Annotated in this window: 17 protein-coding genes and 1 CRISPR repeat array (1 of these 18 only partly in view); of the genes, 13 read left to right on the top strand and 4 right to left on the bottom strand. The window is 59.6% G+C overall.

From position 1 onward, the window contains the following. Positions 1–39: 39 nt before the first annotated feature. From mfd to P0G09_RS08555, 3 genes are all read right to left on the bottom strand, one after another. Positions 40–3,501, bottom strand: coding sequence for a transcription-repair coupling factor (mfd, locus tag P0G09_RS08565; protein WP_275252451.1), 3,462 nt, complete (start codon positions 3,499–3,501; stop codon positions 40–42). A gap of 174 nt (positions 3,502–3,675) precedes the next feature. Then, positions 3,676–4,254, bottom strand: coding sequence for an aminoacyl-tRNA hydrolase (pth, locus tag P0G09_RS08560; protein WP_275252450.1), 579 nt, complete (start codon positions 4,252–4,254; stop codon positions 3,676–3,678). Positions 4,255–4,431: 177 nt separating this feature from the next. Then, positions 4,432–5,187: a DapH/DapD/GlmU-related protein gene (locus P0G09_RS08555; RefSeq protein ID WP_275252449.1), complete on the bottom strand. Its 756-nt coding sequence runs from the start codon at positions 5,185–5,187 to the stop codon at positions 4,432–4,434. A gap of 120 nt (positions 5,188–5,307) precedes the next feature. Here P0G09_RS08555 and P0G09_RS08550 point away from each other — a divergent pair, with 120 nt between their 5' ends. From P0G09_RS08550 to P0G09_RS08530, 5 genes are all read left to right on the top strand, one after another. After that, positions 5,308–5,568 carry a hypothetical protein gene (locus P0G09_RS08550; protein ID WP_275252448.1) on the top strand — a complete coding sequence of 87 codons (261 nt, stop codon included), beginning with the start codon at positions 5,308–5,310 and terminating at the stop codon, positions 5,566–5,568. Then, positions 5,565–8,231, top strand: a complete 2,667-nt coding sequence (gene ppdK, locus P0G09_RS08545; protein ID WP_275252447.1) for a pyruvate, phosphate dikinase — start codon at positions 5,565–5,567, stop codon at positions 8,229–8,231. The genes P0G09_RS08550 and ppdK overlap by 4 nt, the downstream gene beginning before the upstream one ends. A gap of 244 nt (positions 8,232–8,475) precedes the next feature. Beyond that, positions 8,476–10,059 (top strand): C69 family dipeptidase, encoded by a 1,584-nt coding sequence (locus P0G09_RS08540; RefSeq protein WP_242700132.1) that lies wholly within the window; start codon positions 8,476–8,478, stop codon positions 10,057–10,059. Positions 10,060–10,565: 506 nt separating this feature from the next. Continuing rightward, complete coding sequence (locus P0G09_RS08535) at positions 10,566–11,084, top strand: hypothetical protein (protein ID WP_275252446.1); 519 nt, start codon at positions 10,566–10,568, stop codon at positions 11,082–11,084. A 10-nt stretch (positions 11,085–11,094) separates the two neighbouring features. Further along, positions 11,095–11,319, top strand: coding sequence for a hypothetical protein (locus tag P0G09_RS08530; RefSeq protein WP_143405634.1), 225 nt, complete (start codon positions 11,095–11,097; stop codon positions 11,317–11,319). 12 nt (positions 11,320–11,331) lie between these two features. Here the strand turns inward: P0G09_RS08530 and P0G09_RS08525 are convergent, their stop codons facing one another. Beyond that, positions 11,332–11,709 carry a hypothetical protein gene (locus P0G09_RS08525; protein ID WP_275252445.1) on the bottom strand — a complete coding sequence of 126 codons (378 nt, stop codon included), beginning with the start codon at positions 11,707–11,709 and terminating at the stop codon, positions 11,332–11,334. Between the two features lie 97 nt (positions 11,710–11,806). On the opposite strand from P0G09_RS08525, the gene cas3 reads away from it, so the two are divergent. The 8 genes from cas3 to cas2e are packed head-to-tail and all read left to right on the top strand — an operon-like array spanning position 11,807 to position 21,064. Next, entirely contained in the window at positions 11,807–14,572 is a 2,766-nt protein-coding gene (cas3, locus tag P0G09_RS08520) for a CRISPR-associated helicase Cas3' (RefSeq protein ID WP_275252444.1), read from the top strand. Next, positions 14,559–16,202: a type I-E CRISPR-associated protein Cse1/CasA gene (gene casA / locus P0G09_RS08515; protein ID WP_275252443.1), complete on the top strand. Its 1,644-nt coding sequence runs from the start codon at positions 14,559–14,561 to the stop codon at positions 16,200–16,202. The genes cas3 and casA overlap by 14 nt, the downstream gene beginning before the upstream one ends. After that, positions 16,199–16,822 (top strand): type I-E CRISPR-associated protein Cse2/CasB, encoded by a 624-nt coding sequence (casB, locus tag P0G09_RS08510; protein WP_275252442.1) that lies wholly within the window; start codon positions 16,199–16,201, stop codon positions 16,820–16,822. Before casA ends, casB begins: the two co-directional genes overlap by 4 nt. Before the next feature lies 1 nt (position 16,823). Beyond that, the gene (gene cas7e / locus P0G09_RS08505; protein WP_275252441.1) at positions 16,824–17,897 is read left to right on the top strand and encodes a type I-E CRISPR-associated protein Cas7/Cse4/CasC; all 1,074 of its coding nucleotides are present in this window, start codon (positions 16,824–16,826) and stop codon (positions 17,895–17,897) included. 2 nt (positions 17,898–17,899) lie between these two features. After that, positions 17,900–18,586 carry a type I-E CRISPR-associated protein Cas5/CasD gene (gene cas5e, locus P0G09_RS08500; RefSeq protein ID WP_275252439.1) on the top strand — a complete coding sequence of 229 codons (687 nt, stop codon included), beginning with the start codon at positions 17,900–17,902 and terminating at the stop codon, positions 18,584–18,586. 6 nt (positions 18,587–18,592) lie between these two features. Then, the gene (cas6e, locus tag P0G09_RS08495) at positions 18,593–19,234 is read left to right on the top strand and encodes a type I-E CRISPR-associated protein Cas6/Cse3/CasE (RefSeq protein ID WP_117476464.1); all 642 of its coding nucleotides are present in this window, start codon (positions 18,593–18,595) and stop codon (positions 19,232–19,234) included. Next, positions 19,227–20,186: a type I-E CRISPR-associated endonuclease Cas1e gene (cas1e, locus tag P0G09_RS08490; protein ID WP_275252438.1), complete on the top strand. Its 960-nt coding sequence runs from the start codon at positions 19,227–19,229 to the stop codon at positions 20,184–20,186. The genes cas6e and cas1e overlap by 8 nt, the downstream gene beginning before the upstream one ends. A gap of 2 nt (positions 20,187–20,188) precedes the next feature. Next, positions 20,189–21,064 carry a type I-E CRISPR-associated endoribonuclease Cas2e gene (gene cas2e, locus P0G09_RS08485; protein ID WP_275252437.1) on the top strand — a complete coding sequence of 292 codons (876 nt, stop codon included), beginning with the start codon at positions 20,189–20,191 and terminating at the stop codon, positions 21,062–21,064. Positions 21,065–21,096: 32 nt separating this feature from the next. Next, positions 21,097–21,174: a CRISPR direct-repeat array (repeat unit 28 nt; unit sequence CTTTTCCCCGCCTACGCGGGGGTGATCC) (it continues 1,048 nt past the right edge of the window).

Genomic DNA, 21,174 nt, shown 5'->3' with positions numbered 1-21,174 from the left:
TGGCAAAGCCTATTGGCTTTGACTGAGAGGGTGAGGCCGTTAATCTTTCAAAATATCCTGCATCGCCCGGAGGATGCTCTGCAGCAGCTCCAGCGGCTTTTCCTCTTTTTGCAGGGTGACGGAGAGGTAGGGCTTTGCGCCGGCCCCGGTGACAACGCGGCCGTTGAAGGCCACCAGCAGGCCCTGGATCATCCGGAGGTCCAGCTGCTCTACCTGCAGCACCAGAGTGTCCTTCTTCTGGGTCACCTCGTACACGCCCACAGCGGTGGCCTGCACCCGCGCCAGCGAGACATTGACCAGATCGCTGACCGAGGGCGGCGGGTCGCCGTAGCGGTCGATGAGCTCGTCCAGCACATCGGCGGCATCCTCGGGGGTCTGGATGGCTGCGATCCGCTTGTAGGCTTCAATGCGGCCCGGCCCGTCGGCAATGTACGTTTCGGGGATGTAGGCATCCACCCGCAGGTCAATCAGGCACTCGCTCTTGTCGCGCTGCACCGGCTCGCCCCTGGCCCGGGCGATGGCCTGCCCCAGCATTTTTACATAGAGGTCGTAGCCCACGGCCTCCATGTGGCCGTGCTGGCTGTGGCCCAGCAGACTGCCCGCGCCGCGGATCTGGAGATCGCGCATGGCGATGCGGAAGCCGGAGCCGAAGGCCGTGAACTCACGGATGGCGGAAAGCCGCTTCTGGGCGATGTCGGTCAGGGTCTTGTCCCGCCGGAAGGTGAAGTAGGCGTAGGCCTTGCGGCCGGAGCGGCCCACCCGGCCCCGGATCTGGTACAGCTGGGCAAGGCCCATTCGGTCGGCATCCTCAATGATAAGGGTGTTGCAGTTGCGCACATCGATGCCCGTTTCGATCAGGGTGGTGCAGACCAGAATGTCGATCTCGCCGTTGAGCAGATGCTGCCAGACCGGGTTCAGCTCCTCCTCGGTCATCTTGCCGTGGGCAATGCCAACCCGGGCACCGGGTACCAACTGGCTGACATGGGCGGCGGTGGACTCGATGTTGTCCACCCGGTTGTGCAGGTAGTACACCTGACCGCCCCGGGCCAGCTCCTTTTTCATGGCTTCGGCAAGGATGACATCGTTGTACTCCAGCACAAAGGTCTCCACGGGCTGGCGCTCAATGGGCGGCTGCTCGATGGTGGACAGGTCGCGGATGCCGCTCATGGCCATGTTCAGGGTGCGGGGGATGGGCGTGGCCGAGAGGGTCAGCATATCTACGCCGATGAAGTTTTCCTTCAGCTTCTCCTTGTGCTTCACGCCGAACCGCTGCTCCTCATCGATGATGACAAGGCCCAGGTCGTGGAAACGCACATCCTTGGAGAGCAGGCGGTGGGTGCCCACCACGATGTCCACGCTGCCGGACTGCAGGCCCCGCAGGGTCTCCTTTTGCTGTTTTGCGGTACGGAAGCGGGAGAGCATCCCGATCTTCACCGGGAAGGCCTCCATCCGGGAGAGCAGGGTGTTGTAGTGCTGCCAGGCCAGCAGGGTGGTGGGGGCCAGAAGGGCGCACTGCTTGCCGCCCATCACGCACTTAAAGGCCGCGCGCAGGGCAACTTCAGTCTTGCCCACGCCCACGTCGCCGCAGAGCAGGCGGTCCATCGGGTAGGGCTTTTCCATGTCCTGCTTGATCTCGGCGGTGGCGTGGAGCTGGTCGTCGGTCTCATCGTACTCAAAGCGGGTCTCAAAATCGTTCTGCCAGTCGCCGTCGGGCGGGAAGGCGTATCCCTGGGCCTGCCTGCGCCGGGCGTACAGCTCAATGAGCTCCTGGGCCATCTCCTCGGTGGCCTTTTTCACCTTGGCGCGGGTGCGCTGCCATTCGGTGCCGCCCAGCTTGGCCAGCTTCACCTTTTCCTCGTCGCCGGGGGCGGTGTAGCGGCTGAGCAGGTCCAGCTGGGTGACGGGCACATAGAGCACATCGGAGCCGGAATACTGGATCTTCAGGTAATCCTTGATGGCACCCTGCACTTCCAGCCGCTGGATGCCCGCGTACATACCGATGCCGTGGCTCTGGTGCACCACATAGTCCCCGGGCTTGATGTCCGAAAGGCTGGACAGAGCGTTTTTGTTCTTTTTGCGTTTTTTGTTCTCGGCGGCGGTTTCTTCATCCAGCCCGTGCCGCCGGGAGGAGATGACCGCCGCGTGGGCAAAGGGGAAGGTACAGCCTGCGGTCAGGTGGCCGGGCAGCACCTGCACGATGCCCTTGGCCGGGCGCACGTCCCGGCTCATGCTTACGGAGTAGCCCTTGTCCGTCAGGTCCCGGGTCAGGGCGGCGGCACCCTTGGGGGTGCCGGAGAAGAGGGTAACGGCATAGCCCTGGGCGATCAGCGGGTCAAGATCCTCCCGCAGGGAGGCCAGGTCGCCGCCCCAGTTGGGGGCCGCAAAGGCCTCCACGTTGATGAGGTCTTTCAGCTTGAATTCGTTCATCCCCCGCAGGAAGTTCTCACACAGCAGGGTGCTCTGTTTCTGGGCCGCAATGGCAAGGTCGTCCATGGTCTGGTAGAGCACGTCCAGCCCTGGGCAGAGCACACCCTCCTCCAGCAGGCCGGTCAGCTCCTCGCCCCGGCGGTACTCGGTGGCCTTCTGGGCATCCCGGATGCCGCCCACCTCGTCCAGCACAAAGATGGGGCTGTCCAGATGGTCCAGCAGGGTGGCGGGCTGCGGGTAGCGGATGCCGTAATACTTGTCCATGGCTTCGGGCATCAGGCCGGAATCCAGCTGGGCAAGGTCGGCCTCTGTGGCCTTTTCCATGGCGGTGCGTTTTTTGCCCCGCGCCTTTTTGATGGCTCCGCGCAGAGCCTCGGCCGTCTCAGCGGTGCTGCCGAACAGCACCTCGCGGGCGGGGGAAAGGTAGATCTTTTCCAGACTGCCGTCCCGGCGCTGGGTCAGCAGGTCGAAGGAGGCCAGCGAATCGATCTCATCGTCCCAGTATTCCACACGGGCGGGCTGGTGCATGTCCGGCGCGTAGATGTCCACGATATCGCCGCGTACACTGAACTGACCCGGGCCGTCCACCTGACTGCGCCGGACGTACCCGGCGGCAAAGAGCCGCGCCACCAGTGCTTCCCGGTTGTAGACCATGCCGGGCTTGAGGGTGAGGGTGTTCCGCAGGAACTCATCCCGGGGCACCGTGTATTGCAGCAGCGCCTCGGCGGGCACGCAGACGGCGTTCAGCCGCCCGCCCGCCAGCGCGCCCAGCACCGACAGGCGGCGGTACTCGTATTCGCGGCCCGCGCCCTCCACTGGCCGCAGCATGAAGTCCCGGGGCGGGAACACCGCCGCGGTCAGGCCCAGCGCCTTGAGGTCGTCCGCAAAGTGGGTGGCCTCGGCCTCGCCGGGGGTCACGATGCAGACCAGCCGTCCCAGATCCTTCTGCAAAGCGGCGTACAGCAGGGCACGGCCCGCAGGCGGCAGGCCGAACAGCGCCGCCGGGCCCGGGGTGCGCAGGCTCTCCGCGATCTTCTGATATTCCGCTGTGCTTTTCAGCAGCGCTTCGTACATCGTAGACCTCCTCTCGAAGCAAACACTTTTGGAAAGCTAAACCCCACCGTCATTGCTTCGCAATGCCACCGCCCCTACTAGGGGCGGCCTTGGCAAAACCGTAAAACTTTACGCAATGCCAAGGGCCCCCCTATTAGCGGGGGCTGTCGCCGCAGGCGACTGGGGGGTTCTCCCTCACCCATTATACTTGCTCTGCGCCAGCCCCAGCTTACCGTCCATGATAAGCTTGGCCGCTGACTCCAGGTCGGGGTAGCGGTCGGCCATGGCTTTGGCATCCTCCGGCGGGAACTTGCCCAGCACCCAGTCGGCAAGGTCATAGTCCGGGCGGGGCTTGGCACCCACGCCGATGCGGATGCGGGGGAAGTTCTCCCCGCCCAGCCGGGCAATGATGCTCTTCAGGCCGTTGTGCCCGCCTGCCGAGCCGGAGGGCCGGATGCGCAGCTTGCCGGGGGCCTGGGTGATATCATCGCACAGCACCAGCACATGGTCGGCAGGGATCTTGAAAAAGCCCGCCATGGGGGCGATAGAATCGCCGGAGAGGTTCATGTAGGTCAGGGGTTTCAGCAGCACCACCTTGTGGCCGTCCGCCTCGCCCTGTCCCCACAGGCCCTGAAACTTGGTTTTGCTGACGCTGATGCCCCATTTGCCCGCCAGAGAGTCCAGCGCGGCAAAGCCCGCGTTGTGGCGGGTGCCATCGTATTTTGCTTCCGGGTTGCCAAGGCCCGCGATCAGCCAGATGTCGTTTGCATTCATAGTTGTTGTTTTGCCTTTTCTTTTTTGCTTTAAATAATGTGTGGTACAGTTCTTTAGTATAACATACGCGCGAAGAAAAAGAAATCTGTTTTGCGGGAAAAACACAAAGCCGCCCTATATCGGTACAGATACAGGGCGGTGCTTTTTTGCATAATACCTTATAAAGCAGCGGAAGAGTTACTTGTTCTGCTCCTCCTCCAGCTTCTGCTTTTTGGCGATGTAGGCCTCCATCTTGGGGGCGGCCCAGCCGTCCAGATTGGTCTGGCGCTCCCGGGCGATGCCCAGCGCCTGGGCGGGCACATCCTTGGTAATGGTGCTGCCTGCGGCGGTGTAAGCACCGTCGCCCACCTTGACCGGGGCCACAAGGTTGGTGTTGCAGCCGATGAAGCAGTAATCGCCGATCTGGGTGCGGAACTTATCTTTGCCGTCGTAGTTGCAGGTGACGGTGCCGCAGCCGAAGTTGCAGTACTTGCCCACATCGCTGTCGCCGATGTAGGTCAGGTGGCTCACGGTGTTGCCCCGGGCAAAGTTGGAGTTTTTGGTCTCCACGTAAGCGCCCAGATGTACGCCGTAGTCGGTGACAGTGTTCACCCGCACATGGGTGAAGGGGCCGATGTTGTTGTGGGGGCCCAGATGGCTGCCGTAGACCTGGCTGGCGTTGACGGTGGTGCCCTCGTCCACGGTGCTGTCCTCGATCAGGGTATTGGGGCCGATGACGCAGCCTGCGCCGATGACCGTCTTGCCGCGCAGGATGGTGCCCGCCAGGATGGTGGCTCCCGGGGCGATGACAACGCCATCCTCGATCTGGACGGTACGGCTCTCAATGTTCACGCCGTTGGCGATGTGAAAAAGCAGGATGTTCTCGCGCCGGCTTTCGGCAGCGTCCAGTTTGGCGCGTGCTGCGGCCAGAGCTTCGTTGGAAATGGTTTCCATAAATAGTGTCCCTCCTTGGGAAGGTGTGGTATTTTGTTGTATCCATGAGGGAGAAATTCCGGCCCGTTCCGCAGGTGGAATTCCACCGGAAATTTCAATGGATAACAGCATGTATCCCAGATGCGGAAAAATGGCTTTGCAAAACAAAAAACCTCTCGAACTTTCTCCCATTTTATAATAGCGGAAAATTGGGTAAATTTCAAGGGAATTGCACAAAATTTATCAAACAAATTCGGTGTTTTGCCCGGTGGCAACGTGGGAATTTTCTGGTATAATAGTTTAGCATTCACAAGACAATGTTCATCAGCTTTGAGAAAAAAGTGCGATGAGACCGCCGGGCGTGGCACCGGGGGTCACCAAATGGGAGGTAAACACGCATGAGCAAAAAGTATCTGTACTACTTCAGCGAGGGTAACGATGCCTTCGGCGGCGACAAGGTCACCATGAAGAATACTCTGGGCGGCAAGGGTGCCGGTCTGGCAGAGATGACTGCTGCCGGTATGCCGGTTCCTCAGGGCTTCACCATCACCACGGATGCCTGCACCCAGTACTATGCAGACGGCCGTCAGATCAACGATGAGATCACTGCTGACATCTTCGAGCATCTCAAGGGTCTGGAAGAGATCACCGGCAAGAAGTTTGGCGACAACACCAACCCCCTGCTGGTCTCTGTCCGTTCCGGTGCCCGTCAGTCCATGCCCGGCATGATGGACACCATCCTGAACCTGGGCCTGAACGATGAGGCTGTGGAAGGTCTGGCCAAGAAGACCGGCAACGCCCGCTTCGCATACGACTGCTACCGCCGTTTCGTGCAGATGTTTGCAGACGTTGTTATGATGGTCCCGAAGAGCCTGTTCGAGGTCGAGATCGACAAGATGAAGGAAGCCAAGGGCGTTAAGAACGATGTTGACCTGACGGCTGACGACCTGAAAGAACTGGTCGGTGTCTTCAAGAAGATCTACGAGGAGAACGAGGGCAAGCCGTTCCCCCAGGATCCCCGCGATCAGCTGATCGAGGCAGTCAAGGCCGTCTTCCGCAGCTGGGACAACCCCCGTGCAAACGTTTACCGCAAGATGAACGAGATCCCCTACGAGTGGGGCACCGCTGTCAACGTGCAGCAGATGGCATTCGGCAACTCCGGCGACCGTTCCGGCACCGGTGTTGCATTCACCCGTGACCCCGCCACCGGCGCAAAGAAGCTGATGGGCGAGTACCTGATCAATGCACAGGGCGAGGACGTCGTCGCAGGCGTGCGCACTCCTTCTCCCATCAGCCACCTGAAGGATCAGATGCCTGAGGTGTACGATCAGTTCGTTGAGATCGCAACCCGTCTGGAAAACTACTTCCGCGATATGCAGGATATGGAGTTCACCATTGAGGACGGCCACCTGTACATGCTGCAGACCCGTAACGGCAAGCGTACCGCTCAGGCCGCTCTGCAGATCGCATGTGACCTGGTGGACGAGGGCATGATCACCGAGCAGGAGGCTGTCCTGCGCGTGGAGCCCAAGCAGCTGGATACCCTGCTGCATCCCCAGTTCGATGCCGCTGCCCTGAAGGCCGCCGAAGTCGTCGGCAAGGGCCTGGCAGCTTCTCCCGGTTCCGCCTGCGGCCAGATCGTCTTTACCGCTGAGGAAGCAGAGGAGATGGTCAAGTCCGGCAAGATGAAGAAGGTCGTTCTGGTCCGTCTGGAGACTTCTCCCGAGGACATCGTGGGCATGCAGGTGTCTCAGGGCATCCTGACCGTCCGCGGCGGCATGACCAGCCACGCAGCCGTTGTTGCCCGTGGTATGGGCACCTGCTGTGTCTCCGGCTGCGGCAATGACAACGAGGTCAAGATTGATGAGGAAGCCAAGACCTTCGAGATCAACGGCCACAAGTTCGTTGAGGGCGACTGGATCTCCATTGATGGCTCCACCGGCAACATCTACGGCGAGCAGGTCGCTACCGTGGCCGCTACCGGCAACAAGAATTTCAACCGCTTCATGGGTTGGGCAGACGCAGCTCGTCAGCTGCTGGTCATGACCAACGCTGATAACCCCCGCGACGCACAGCAGGCCGTTGACCTGGGTGCTGAGGGCATCGGCCTGTGCCGTACCGAGCACATGTTCTTCGCTGAGGACCGCATCAAGGCTGTCCGTGAGATGATCTGCGCCCGTACCGTGGAAGAGCGCGAAGCTGCTCTGGCCAAGGTCGAGCCGTTCCAGCAGGGTGACTTCGAGGCCATGTACCGCATCATGGGTGAGCGCCCGATGACCATCCGTTATCTGGATCCGCCTCTGCACGAGTTCCTGCCCACCAAGGACGAGGACATCAAGGAGCTGGCTGCCGATATGGGCATGACCTTCGATGACCTGAAGAACGTGGTTGCTTCTCTGCACGAGTTCAACCCCATGATGGGTCACCGCGGCTGCCGTCTGGCTGTTACCTATCCCGAGATCGCTGCTATGCAGACCCGCGCCGTGATCAAGGCTGCCCTGAACGTCTCCGCTGAGACCGGCTGCATGATCACCCCGCACATCATGATCCCGCTGGTCGGCGAGGTCAAGGAGCTGAAGTTCGTCAAGGACGTTGTGGTCAAGGTCGCTGATGAGCTGATCGCTGCTGCTGGCGTTGACATGAAGTATCAGGTCGGTACCATGATCGAGATCCCCCGTGCAGCTCTGACTGCCGGCGAGATCGCCAAGGAGGCTGAGTTCTTCAGCTTCGGCACCAACGACCTGACCCAGATGACCTTCGGCTTCAGCCGTGATGACGCTGCCAAGTTCCTGGGCGCTTACTACGAGAACAAGATCTACGAGAGCGATCCGTTCCAGCACCTGGATCAGATCGGCGTGGGCAAGCTGGTGAAGATGGCCGCACACGATGGCCGTGAGACCCGCCCCGATCTGGGCCTGGGCATCTGCGGTGAGCACGGCGGCGATCCCACGAGCGTGGAGTTCTGCCACAACGTCGGTCTGGACTACGTCAGCTGCTCTCCCTTCCGTGTGCCTATCGCACGCCTCGCTGCTGCTCAGGCTGCCATCAAAAACCCCCGCAAGTAATTGCGTGAGGGCTTGAAAAAGCACCAATAAAGTATATGACCGCCTCGGTTTCCGAAAGAGGAAACCGGGGCGGTTTTTTGCGCTCACGGAGGGGCAGATGAAAAACGCAATATGAATATATACCATGTAAAAATGAATATATGCTAAAATTTCGGGAAAATACTTGCATTTTCATTAAAATGGGTGTATTATAACACCCGCCGACGAAATGCCGACAATCAACAAGAGAGGGATCGATACTATTATGTCTTTGAAGAAGAAAATTGCTGCGGCTTTCATCGCCTGTGCGATGACGCTTGCCGTGGTTCCTTCCGCCTTCGCCTGCACGGCACTCTATGTCGGCAGCGACCTCACCGAGGATGGCACCACCATGTTTGGCCGGATCGAGGATCTGGGCACCAACGATTACAACAAGCTGTTCAACATCAGCCCCGCCGGGAAGCACACCGCGGGCGAGGTGTACGAGGGCTGCTACGGCTTTACCTACACCTTCACCCACGACAGCTACCGCTACACCGCCCGCCGGGACGACAACGGTCTGGGTGTCTGCCCGGACTGCGACAGCACCCACGAGCACACCCCCTATGAGGAGGCTGGCACCAACGAGAAGGGTGTCATGGTCTCTGCCACCGAGTCTCTCTACGGCACCGACGCCGTGCTGAGCGTAGACCCCTATGTGGACAACGGCATTGAGGAAGCCGAGATCACCACGGTGCTGCTGAGCGAAGCTTCCACGGCCCGCGAGGGTGTTGCTCTGCTGACCTCCATCTACGACAACGCCGGTGCAGCCGGCGGCTCCGGCGTGTTCATTGCCGACCAGAATGAGACCTGGTTCGTGGAGAACCTGACGGGCCACACCTACCTTGCCCTGAAGCTCTCCTCCAGCGTGGTCTTCATGCAGCCCAACATCGCCGCTATGGGCAAGATCGATCTGGATGACACCGACCATGTGGTGGCCTCTGCCAACCTGATCTCCGTGGCCCAGAAAGCCGGTACCTTTGTGGGCGACGCCGCTGCCAATGTCATCGATCTGGATGCCTCCTACAATGGCGACATCGCATCGGACCGCATGGCAGCCGGCCTGAACTACCTGTACGGCACCGACACCTTTACAAAGGACAACTACAGTGAGACCGACTTTGCCATCAGCAACGTCGGCGAGAACGGTGCCATCGTCCCGGTCTACTCCAACATCCAGCTGACCAAGAAGTTCTCGGTGGAGGATTCCATCCACTTCTTTCAGACCGAGCCCATCGGCAAGACGGGCAATGTGGAGACTCATCTGTTCCAGGTGAGCGCCACCGGCGATCTGAACACCGCCATTACCGAGTGGACCGCTTTTGACGACGACGTGTACAACGCCTTCGTCCCTTACTATCCGATGCTGACCACCGACACCGCAGATGTCTACAAGGTCTCGGTCCATAAGGTCACCCGTTCCGACGAGCAGCCCACCGAGGGCGTCTGGTATCAGGATGCCAAGGGCCGCTACTACACCTACCCGGACGACTGGACCGACTCCTTCTACGGCGTGCGTGACGCCCTCTCCAACCTGCTGACCTACGGCAGCAATGGCAATCAGGTCACCGCAAAGGATCAGGCTGCAGCCAAGGCCAGCTACGCCGCGCTCCAGCAGGAGATCATGGCCGACTACGCCGATATGAAGGCCGCCGTTGCCGCTGCCGACACGCTTGAGGCCAAGCAGGCTGCCGCCACCAACGCCAGCAATGCCATGAGCCAGAAGGTGTACAACACCACCCTGAAGATGTACAATAAGCTCCAGGCCAAGACGGCCGCCCGGGCATGGGTCAGCTCCCTGCTGCACTGAGGCTTTGCAGCGCCTGAGGCGTTTTCCATAAAACCGCAGCGCCCCCGGTTTCCCTGACAGGAAGCCGGGGGCGCTTTGTGCGTGACTGCTCCTTGCAAATGCCGCCCATTCGTTCTATATGACAAGGCAAAACTGCCGGAATTCTATTTGCAGGAAGAAAATTTGGAGAAGATCATTGCGGAGATGGGGTAAAACACACTGGAAATTCACAAATAACGTATCATCGTTGCTCCGAACGCTCTGTAATTTTGGCACCCGCGCAGGCTGCGATCAAGAACCCCCGCAAGTAATTGCGTAAGGGCCTGAACCGACATAAATAACGCAAACGAACCGCCCCGGTTTCCGTAACAGGAAGCCGGGGCGGTTTTTATATCGTGGATTATATTTATTTTACATATTTACACAAAAAGATTTGAAAAGATGCGGAGGCGGTGACTGGTTGAAAATTTAAGAGCGACTGAGTATAATAAGACTGTAAAATGCTTTATTTAGGAAAAGAGGTCTGTATGGCAAAGTTTGTACCATTTATTATAAAAACAGACGGCAGTCAGAATATCAGTGTGAAAATCGTGCGCATGAAAAAGTCTGATGCGGTACAGACTGAAAAAGAACCCGTCTGGCAAACAAGCTGGTTGTCAGATTATATTCAGGATGATGTCTTTGAAAAGTATGCCTTAAAGACGAGTAATGGCGAATTGGTTGCGCTGGCTGCATACGAAATATTGGAAAATGACGTGATGGTCCATATTGCCTACATTGAGAGCCAGCCGGAAAGCAATCCGACAATTGTCGGGCATTCTAAAAAGTATCAGGGCATTGGCCGAGTGTTGATTGCGTACGGAATCAAGCTGTCGATTGACCATGAATGCGGCGGGACGGTCACGTTCGAGGCAAAGGTTCCGGAGCTGGCAGAGCATTATGTCCGGGACTATGGAGCTTGTCCATTGCCGAGTTTTGGCGGAGCACCGCGTTATGAACTTTCTGGTGAGGCGGCAATGAACATCTTTGTAACTTACTTGAAATGAGGTGTGTTTGATGAGTGCAAAAGAATATTTTCAGCGTGATGCAGAGCGAGAGACATTTTATCGCACATTTTATCAAATTTGCAGACGCTTTAATGTCACATGGTCAACAGCAACGCCGGAAGTCCGAGCTTTTATTGAGGAAGTTACCCGTGTGACTTATGAACGGGAAAAAGCAAAGCGTAACGGAGTTTCTCTTAGTACAGTGAAGCCGTTCTTTGGTGATACAGCGTGTTAAAGAAACGGCATATCACTGTTGCGAACGCTCTGCAATTTTGGCACCCGCCCAGGCTGCGATCAAGAACCCCCGCAAGTAATTGCGTGAGCGCTTGAAAAAGCACCAATAAAGTATATGACCGCCTCGGTTTCCGTAACAGGAGATCGGGGCGGTTTTTGTATCATTTGCTGAATCTGAAGGATCCGCTTGTAAAGTTGGGAAAAAAGGTGTAATATTGGTGTACAGAGATTTAGAACAATGCTTGATATGTATTGTTTCTGGGATCTGCATCAGCGGATGTGCTCCGAATGCTTGATAGGGAGCAACACTTTCCCCGCCTTGCGGGGGTAATAGCCGGAAAACGGCAAACATCAAAAAAACTGAAAAAACCATGAAAAAAGCAGCAAACATCCGCTTTATGGGACTTTTTGCGTGCTATTCTATCCTCAGAGAAACCCCGATGATGCGGAAAATGCGATTTTCCTGACTGCAGTGGAGGTGGAACAGGATGAAACAACGAGGTGTTCCCTACGAAGTGCGGCTGTTTGCAGGCAAAACAGACCCGATGAACAGCGGCTTCTGGCTGCCGCTCTGGATGCACCTGCGGGATACGGCGGGTATTATGGTATATCTGGTGCAGAGGTGGCTGCCGGATAGCGTCCGTCAGCACATCGGATTGGACGAGGATCTGCTGACACAGACCGCCTGCTTTTTGGGGTGGGTGCATGATATTGGTAAATTGAGCTGTTGCTTTGCCGGGCCTATTATGGAACTTTTGCCGGAGCCCAGACAGTGCCTGGAAAAATACACAACGCTCAGTTACCGGGAACAGAACCGCAAGTATTCATGTCACGCGCTGGCGAGTGAGGCCATCTTGCGGTGGCTGAAATGCCCCAACGGGCTTGCATCGGTAGCAGGCGCGCACCATGGCAAGCCACAAACCGGGAAGGACGTATTTGACCAGCTGGGCGATGAGGAAGAAGAAGGTTGCTGGGAATCTAACTACTGGCCCGAGGGCGAGCAGAAATTCTGGGAGAGCTGCTGGCGGGAACTGTTTGACTACGCCTTGCAGGAAAGCGGCTTTTCCAGCGTGGACGAGCTGCCGCAGCTGACCATCCCGGCTGAGATCCTGCTGACCGGCCTGCTCATCATGGCGGACTGGATCGCCAGCAACACCCGGTACTTTCCGCTCATCCCTGTGGAAGAGGTGGGCAGCGATACCCTGTATCCTGCCCGTGTCGATCGGGCGTGGGAAGCGCTGGACCTGACCTCTCCGTGGGAGGTGCAGTCGGATGTGACGGAACCGGGGGCGTTTGCGGAACGGTTCGGCTTCCCGCCCAACGAAGTCCAGCGGGCCATGCTGGAAGCTGTCAGCCGCACGCAGGAACCGGGTATCTTTATTCTGGAAGCACAGATGGGCGTGGGCAAGACGGAAGCCGCGCTGGGCGCGGCAGAGATTTTAGCCAAACACGGTGGTGAGGGCGGCATCTTCTTTGGTCTGCCCACCCAGGCCACCGCCAACGGCATCTTTGGGCGGCTGCTGGCATGGGCCGAAAAGCAGCCGGATGGGTTGGAGCACTCCATCAAGCTGGCCCACGGCATGGCCGAACTGAACGAGGCCTACCTCCGATTGCAGCAGGACACGGTGCGGGTGGAGGAAGATCTGGAAGCAGACCCCGATGCTGACCCGGAGAGCCGGGTGATGGTGCATCAGTGGTTTCGCGGCAATAAGCAGGGACTGTTGGCTGATTTTGTCATCGGCACGGTGGATCAGCTGCTGATGGCGGCGTTACAGCAAAAACATGTGATGCTGCGCCACCTTGGCCTTGCAGGCAAGGTGGTGGTCATTGACGAGTGCCACGCCTATGACGCTTACATGAACTGCTATCTTGACCGGGCGCTGACCTGGCTGGGCCGGTACAAAGTGCCGGTGATCCTGCTTTCCGCTACCCTGCCCGCCAAGCGCCGGGTCGAGCTGGTCAGGGCCTACCTGAATGGAAGAACCGCTCCGGACGGCTTATGGCAGACCTGCCGGGGCTACCCGCTGCTGACCTGGACGGACGGCAAACAGGTGAAGCAGATGACCATCCCACTGGAAACCAAACCACGCAGAGTGGAGACATTCCCGCTGACCGAGGAACAGCTGACCGACACTCTGCGCAGTGCCTTGCAGGAGGGCGGCTGTGCGGGCGTGATCGTCAATACCGTGAAAAAGGCGCAGGCCATTGCGGCCCGTCTGCGGGCAGAACTGCCGGAGTTTGAGGTGGTGGTATTCCACGCTCAGTTCCTTATGCCCGACCGTGCCGCCAAAGAAGAGGCGCTGATGAAGCGCATCGGAAAGCACTCCACCCCGAAACAGCGGGATAAGCTCATTGTGGTGGGCACGCAGGTACTCGAGCAATCCCTTGATATCGACCTGGATCTTCTGGTCACAGAGCTCTGCCCCATAGATCTGCTCTTACAGCGCATCGGACGGCTGCACCGCCACGAGAACCGCACCCGTCCCCAGCCGGTGGCACAGGCCCGCTGTGCCGTGCTGGACACTGGGACGGAGGACTTCGACGAGGGCAGCAAGGCGGTTTACGGGGAATGGCTGCTCTGGCGCACCCGCAAGTTCCTGCCTGCCGCCATCACCCTGCCCGATGACATTGCCCCGCTGGTGCAGGATGTCTATGGCTGGGAGCCCGACCCTCTGCCCGCCAGCCCGCAGAGCACTGCGGCCCGGGCGGAGTACGAAAAGGCCCAGCAAATCAAAATGGGCAAGGCGAAGACTTTTACCATTCTGCCGCCAGAAGAGCACAGAAAGCGCCCTTCCCGGAATACGCTGGACAATTGGATGGATGATGTGGGTGCGGTCAGTGACAACGGTGCCCGTGCGGCGGTGCGTGACGGAGACCCTTCCGTTGACGTGCTGGTGCTGATGCGGGACACGTCGGGCAATGTCCGCTTCCTGCCCGATGAAACGGGGCATCCCGGTGCCTGCGTGCCCACGGACGAGCCGCCTCAGCCGGAGATGGCGCTTCAAATTGCACGGCAGAAGCTGCGCCTGCCCGGATATTTCAGCAAAAAGTGGTCGATAGATAAGACGATTGAAATATTAGATGCAGAAACCCGAGAACGATTTGGCATGTGGCAGCAGTCGCCGCTGCTGCGGGGAGAACTGATCTTACTGCTGGATGACCACCTGACCGCACAGCTTGCCGGGCAGGTGCTGCAATACGACCGTGAAAACGGTCTGACCTACCGGAAGGAGGAAGAGAATGAAGCAAATTGAGTATAATTTGCTGGAGGAACGCTGGGTGCGGGTGCGCGGGCAGGATTACACCGTGCAGGAAGTTTCTCTGCCGGATGCCCTGCTGCACGCCCACGAATACCGTGACCTGGCCGGAGAACTGCCCACCCAAGATGCCGCCATGCTGCGGCTGCTGCTGGCGGTTCTGCACACGGTGTTTTCCCGGGTGGATGGAAACGGTACTCCAGCCCCCTTTGAGGAAACGGACGATGCCCTGATCCGCTGGGAGGAGCTGTACCGGCTGGGGCATTTTCCGGAAGCGCCCATCCGGGCCTATCTGGAGCAGTGGCGGGACCGCTTCTGGCTTTTCCACCCGGAACGCCCCTTCTGGCAGGTGCCGGAAGCGAAGATCGGCACAGAATACACCGCTTCCAAGCTGAACGGGGAACTTTCTGAGAGCAGCAACAAGCTGCGGCTGTTCTCATCCTATGCGGGTGAGGGCAAGGAGGGCCTGACTTATGCACAGGCAGCGCGGTGGCTGCTGAGTGTGAATGGCTACGATGACACCTCTGCAAAGCCCAAGGGCAAGGGTCTGCCCTCGGTGGGCGCTGGCTGGCTTGGCAAGCTGGGGTACATTCAGGCACAGGGCAACAATCTCTTTGAGACCCTGATGCTGAACCTGACCCTGCTGCAGGATGGCGTGAAGCTGTGGGGGGAAAATCAGCCCTGCTGGGAGCTGGACGAGCCCCGCAGTGCAGAGCGCACAGAGATTGCTCTGCCGGATAACCCCGCCCAGCTGCTGACCCTGCAATCCCGGCGGCTTCTGCTCAACCGGGAAGGGGAGACCGTGACCGGCTTTACCCTGCTGGGCGGCGATTTCTTCCCCCGGGAGAACGCATTTGCAGAACAAATGACCGTCTGGCGTGACCCGGATGCCAAAAAGAGCAAAAAGACCGGGCAGGTCACCTTTGTGCCCAGCCGTCACGACCCGGCAAAGCAGTTCTGGCGGGAGTTTCCGGCAGTGTTTTGTGAGGAAGGGGAGAGTGTCCGCAGGCCCGGCGTTGTCCGCTGGGTGGAAATACTTCAAAATGACCCGGACTGTCCGCTGGAACGCAAGCGGCTGATCCGCTTTGCCATCAGCGGCATGAAGTACGGAGATAAGGATTTCTTTGTGAACGATTCCTTCAGCGACAGCCTGACCTTTCAGGCCGCGTTGCTGGGAGAACTGGGACGGCGCTGGACAGTGCCCATCCGGGATGAGATCGGGCGCTGCGAGCGGGCCGCGCAATATGTCGGCCGCCTTGCGTGGGAGCTCTCCCTTGCGGCGGGAGATAAGAACGATACGACCGCGGAATCCGCCCGCACCCAGTTCTACTTTACCATCGACCAGCCGTTCCGGCTTTGGCTGCAGAGCATTGACCCCGAAACGGACAAGCTGGACGAAAAAGCCGATGAATGGCAGGAGAAAGCCCGCAAACTGGCCGCAGAGCTGGGCCGCCAGATGGTAGAGCGGGCCGGGAATGCCGCCTTTGTGGGCCATAGGGTCGAGGTGAAAACAGGCGGTAAAAAGGACGAAAAGAAAACCGTTCTGTATACGGCCCCCAAGGCCTACAATAGCTTCCTGTACAATCTGCGGAAGCTCTACCCGAAGAAAGAAGGAGGAACAGCATGAAAACGGATGCGATCCATGATTATGTGGCCGGACAGCTGAGCAGGCTGTGGAGCCTGCCCAAACCTCAGCGGCGTGCCCGGCTGGCAGAGCTGCGCCGGGGCGTTGGGCATCAGCCCGGCGACCTGCCGGCGCTGTGGGGCAGCTTCCTGCAGGAACTGCCCAAAGAGCTCTGGGGCAGGGAAACGGCGGCAGGAGAGTGCCGGGAACCATCGGAAGCCGAGTGGGCGGTCTACCTTGCCCTGACTCTCTACGCCCTGCATCAGCAGGGAGAAGAGAATGTTTCCATGAATGAAATGGGCTGCACGCTGGGCAGGGCGGTGCGCCTGCTGGCCCAGAATTCCGCAGCTGCCGCGCAGGACTGGACCGAGAGCAGCGTCCTGCGCCGGTTCAACGCACTGGCCACAGCGGATTCCATGCCCGAGGTGTCCCACTACCTCCGGGGGATGGTGCAGCTGTTCCGGGGAAATGAACCGAAGCTGAAACTGGATTACCCCCGGCTGGCTGTGGAGCTGTACCGGTTCCAGCTCCCGGATCAGGCAGCCAATGTCCGCCTGCAGTGGGGCCGGGACCTCTACCAGATGAATGCCGACACACCTGAAACCGAAGAAAAGGAGAATTGAAATGGATACCAAGCGTCTGTATGTTGATTTTCATGTGCTGCAAACGGTGCCGCCCAGCTGTGTGAACCGCGACGATACCGGCAGCCCCAAGACGGCTGTCTATGGCGGTGCCACCCGCGCCCGGGTATCCTCTCAGGCGTGGAAGCACGCGATCCGCAAAATGTTTGCCGAAGAAATGGCCGACATGGTCGAGACCGGAAAACGTACCCTGAAAGCAACTGACCTTGTGGCCGGGGAACTGGCCGCACTGGCTCCTGAACTGGACGATGCCAGACTGAAAAAGGATGCAAAAAAGGCACTGGAAAATGCAGGCATCAAGCTGAAAGATGACAACAACGCCGCCCTGCTCTTTTTGAGCACGGCCCAGGCCCGGGCGCTGGCCCGGCTGGCCGCCGAGGACTGCGAGGAGAAGGATGACTACAAAAAGGCCCTGAAGGAGAACCCTTCGGTGGACATGGCTCTGTTTGGCCGGATGGTCGCCAGCGATCCTTCCCTGAATTACGATGCCGCTGCTCAGGTGGCCCACAGCATCTCCTCCCATGCCGTACAGAACGAGTTTGATTACTTCACCGCTGTGGATGACTGTGCCCCGGAGGATTCGGCAGGCGCGGGCCATCTGGGCACGGTGGAGTACAACTCTTCCACCCTGTATCGCTATGCCACCGTCAACATGGTGGAACTGACGCACCTGCTTGGGGCTGAAAAGGCAGCCCAGGCTGTCCGGGTGTTCGGCGAAGCCTTCATCCGCTCCATGCCCACCGGAAAGCAGAACAGCTTTGCCAACCGTACCCTGCCGGATGCTGTCTATGTCACCCTGCGGGAGGATCAGCCTGTGAACCTCTGCGGTGCCTTTGAAAAGCCGGTGCGCAAGAGCCCCGAGGGCTATGCGGAACCCTCTAAGACGGCACTGAAGCAGTATGCGCAGCAGGTGTATGCCTGCTATGCGGATGCTCCGGCCCAGAGCTTTGCTGTGGGCATCGGGCTGGACGAGCTGGCCCCGGCCATGCCCCTGAACCAGATGCTCACCGCGCTGGAACGTGCCGTAAAGGAGAAGCTGCCCGGAAATGAGGTGTGACCATGGCAACGCTGTTGCTTCGGCTGGCCGCGCCCCTGCAATCGTGGGGTGCGGATTCCAAATTTGAGACCCGCAAAACGAACCGGGAACCCACCAAAAGTGGTGTCATTGGCCTGTTGGCAGCGGCTTTGGGCCTGCGCCGGGACGATGCCGCAGGCCTTGCCCGGCTGAACGGCCTGCACTTTGCCGTCCGTGCTGACCGGGAGGGCAGCCTGCTGGTGGATTTCCACACAGCCAACCGGGAAGAGGATCGGAAAAAAGGCAAGGCTCCCTATGTGACCTACCGCCATTACCTGCAGGATGCGGTCTTTCTGGTGGGGCTGGAAAGCAAGGACACCGCCCTGTTACAGGAGCTGGAAACGGCCCTGAAACATCCGGTCTACCCGCTGTATCTGGGGCGGCGTTCCTGCCCGCCCACCCTGCCGCTCTGCCTTGGCATCCGGGCCGGGGAACTGCTGGATACCCTGCGGGCAGAACCGCTGCTGGTGAAACAGAGGAATGGAGCCCCCTTGCGCATCGTGGCAGACGCGGACCCGGCGGATGCTGCTGCCGTGCCCCGGCGTGATCTGGCGGTGTCGTTCAGCCCCATCCACCGGCAGTACGGCTTCCGCCCGGTGCGGGAGTGGAACACAAACCCGCCGGAAATGCCCGGCGCGACCGAACATGACGCAATGGCAGAATTGAGGTGAGGAATCATGTATCTATCCCGCGCAGAACTTGACCCGACCCGCCGTGAGACCATGGTGGCGCTGATCTCGCCCCAGAAATTCCATGGTGCGGTGGAAAACGCTTTTGCCGGTGCGCGCCGCCGCAGGCTGTGGCGGCTGGATCAGCTGGGAGAAAAACTGTACCTGCTCCTGCTCAGTGAGGAACGGCCGGACCTGACCGCCCTGTGTGCGCAGTTCGGCACCGGTGCGCCCCCGGAGACCCGGCCCTATGACCCGCTGCTGGAACGGGTGACAGCAGGCAGCTGCTGGCAGTTCCGCCTGACTGCCAACCCCACCCGCAGCAAAAAAGACTCTGCCGACCATACGGCCCGGGGAACCCTGAAACCCTGCTATCTCGAGGTGGAGCAGGAGGAATGGCTGTGGGCGCAGGCCGCAAAGCACGGCTTTGCCGTCTCGGAGGGGTCCTTCGCAGTGACCCGGAAGCAGACCTATCACTTCAAGAAAAACGGCACCCGGCCCGTTACCCTGCTGGCTGTGACCTACGAGGGTGTTCTGCAGGTGACGGACCCGGAGGCCTTCAAGGCCCTGCTGTGCGAGGGCGTTGGCCGGGGCAAGGCCTATGGCCTTGGCCTGATGACCATCATCCACAGGGGAGGAGACCATGGCTGAGATGTCGGGCATTGCGCGGCCCGAACGGCAGGCGCTGCCGCAGCTCCGGGACCGGATGACCTTCCTGTATCTGGAACACTGCACCCTTGGCCGGGACAATGGAGCCATTACCGTAACGGATGAAAAGGGAATCGTTCAGGTTCCGGCAGCGGGCATTTCTGTCCTGCTGCTGGGGCCCGGCACCCGTGTGACCCACCGTGCCATGGAGCTGATGGGGGATACCGGTGTGGCAGCGGTCTGGGTGGGGGAGCACGGCGTGCGGTTCTACGCCCATGGCCGTGCCCTGAGTGAGCACTCCCGCCTGCTGGAACGGCAGGCTGAGCGCTTTTCCAACCAGCGGGAGCATCTGGAAGTGGTGCGCAAAATGTACCAGCTCCGTTTCCCGGATGAGGATGTTTCCCACCTGACCACCCAGCAGCTCCGGGGCCGGGAGGGCAGCCGGGTGCGCACGGCATACCGCAAGGCCGCAAAGGCCACCGGTGTCAAATGGAATGGCCGGGTGTATGACCCCAATGATTTTTCTGCAGGCGACCTTGTCAATCAGGCCCTTTCGGCGGGCACGGCCTGCCTGTACGGCCTGGCCTTTGCGGTCATCACTGCGCTGGGCTGCGCGCCGGGACTGGGATTTGTCCACGTCAAGCACGAGGGTTCTTTTGTGTACGATATCGCCGATCTGTACAAGGCCGAGGTGGTCATCCCGCTGGCCTTCGAGGTGGCGGCGCAGGCTCCGCAGGATCTGCCCTCCGTTATGCGCCGCCGTGTGCGGGATGCCATGGTGGAACATCATATTCTGGAGCGGATGGTGCACGATGTCCGCTGGCTGCTCCTGAACGAAGAGGAGCAGGCGGCGGAACCGGAAGCGGTCTATCTCTGGGACAGCAAGATCGGCACCGTTGCCAACGGCGTAAACTACTTCGATGCGGAAGAAGGTGAGGAGCCATCGTTGTCCTGACTATGACAAACTGTCCGCCCAGCCTGCGGGGTGACCTGTCCAAGTGGCTGTGCGAGATCAACACCGGCGTGTATGTGGGCAATGTGAGCAGCCGTGTGCGGGATGCCATCTGGGATCGCGTCTGCGAAAATCTGAAAAATGGGCAGGCAACGCTGGTGTTCAACACCAACAACGAACAGCGAATGGATTTCCGCACCCACAACACCAGCTGGGAGGCCGTTGATTTCGAGGGCATCAAGCTGATGCGCCGCCCGCTGCCCCGGACGCAGGCCCCGGCGGCTGACCTCAAACCGGGATTCAGCAACGCGGCCAAACGCCAGATGGCTCAGAAGATGGCCCGGAAGAAAGCAACCGCCCCTGCCAAGGAAGAAAGCTACACCGTGATCGACCTTGAAACCACCGGTCTGAACGCCGCCTCAGATGCCATTGTGGAATACGGCGCTCTCCGTGTGCGGGATGGTCAGCCTGCCGAAGAATTTTCGGCCCTTGTCCGGGGCACAGAACCTCTGCCGGATGTGGTGGTAAAGCTCACCGGCATCACGCCGGAGGAGCGGAGCGGCGGTATGGAGCCGCTGGCCGCGCTGGAGGCGTTTCTCGCATTCGTGGGCAAAGACACGCTGGTGGGCTATCACCTGAAATTTGACCTCGATTTCTTGCGTGCGGCCTGCATCCAGAATGACAGACCCCTGCTTACCAACCGCAGCATCGATGTTTTGCCCCTTGCCCGCCGTAAGGTGTCGGGGGTGATGAACTATAAGCTGCTCACGCTGGCCCGGCATTTTGAGGTTGCCCAGCAGGAGACCCATCGCGCCCTGCCCGACTGCCGCCTGATCCAGCAGGTCTATGCAAAACTGAATGAAACGGGATCGGCCCGCTGATAAAAATGCCGCTTCTATGGGATCTTTTTAGTCTTTTCCCCGCCTACGCGGGGGTGATCCATGGAAACAGATAAATAAACGAAAGGACGTGATCTTTTCCCCGCCTACGC

Origin of the sequence: Faecalibacterium sp. DFI.5.82 (genome assembly GCF_029076575.1) — a bacterium.
GTDB classification, from domain to species: Bacteria; Bacillota; Clostridia; order Oscillospirales; family Ruminococcaceae; genus Faecalibacterium; species Faecalibacterium duncaniae.
Note: the sequence above shows the minus strand (reverse complement) of the source record. Positions and strands in the feature narration are given on the sequence as shown.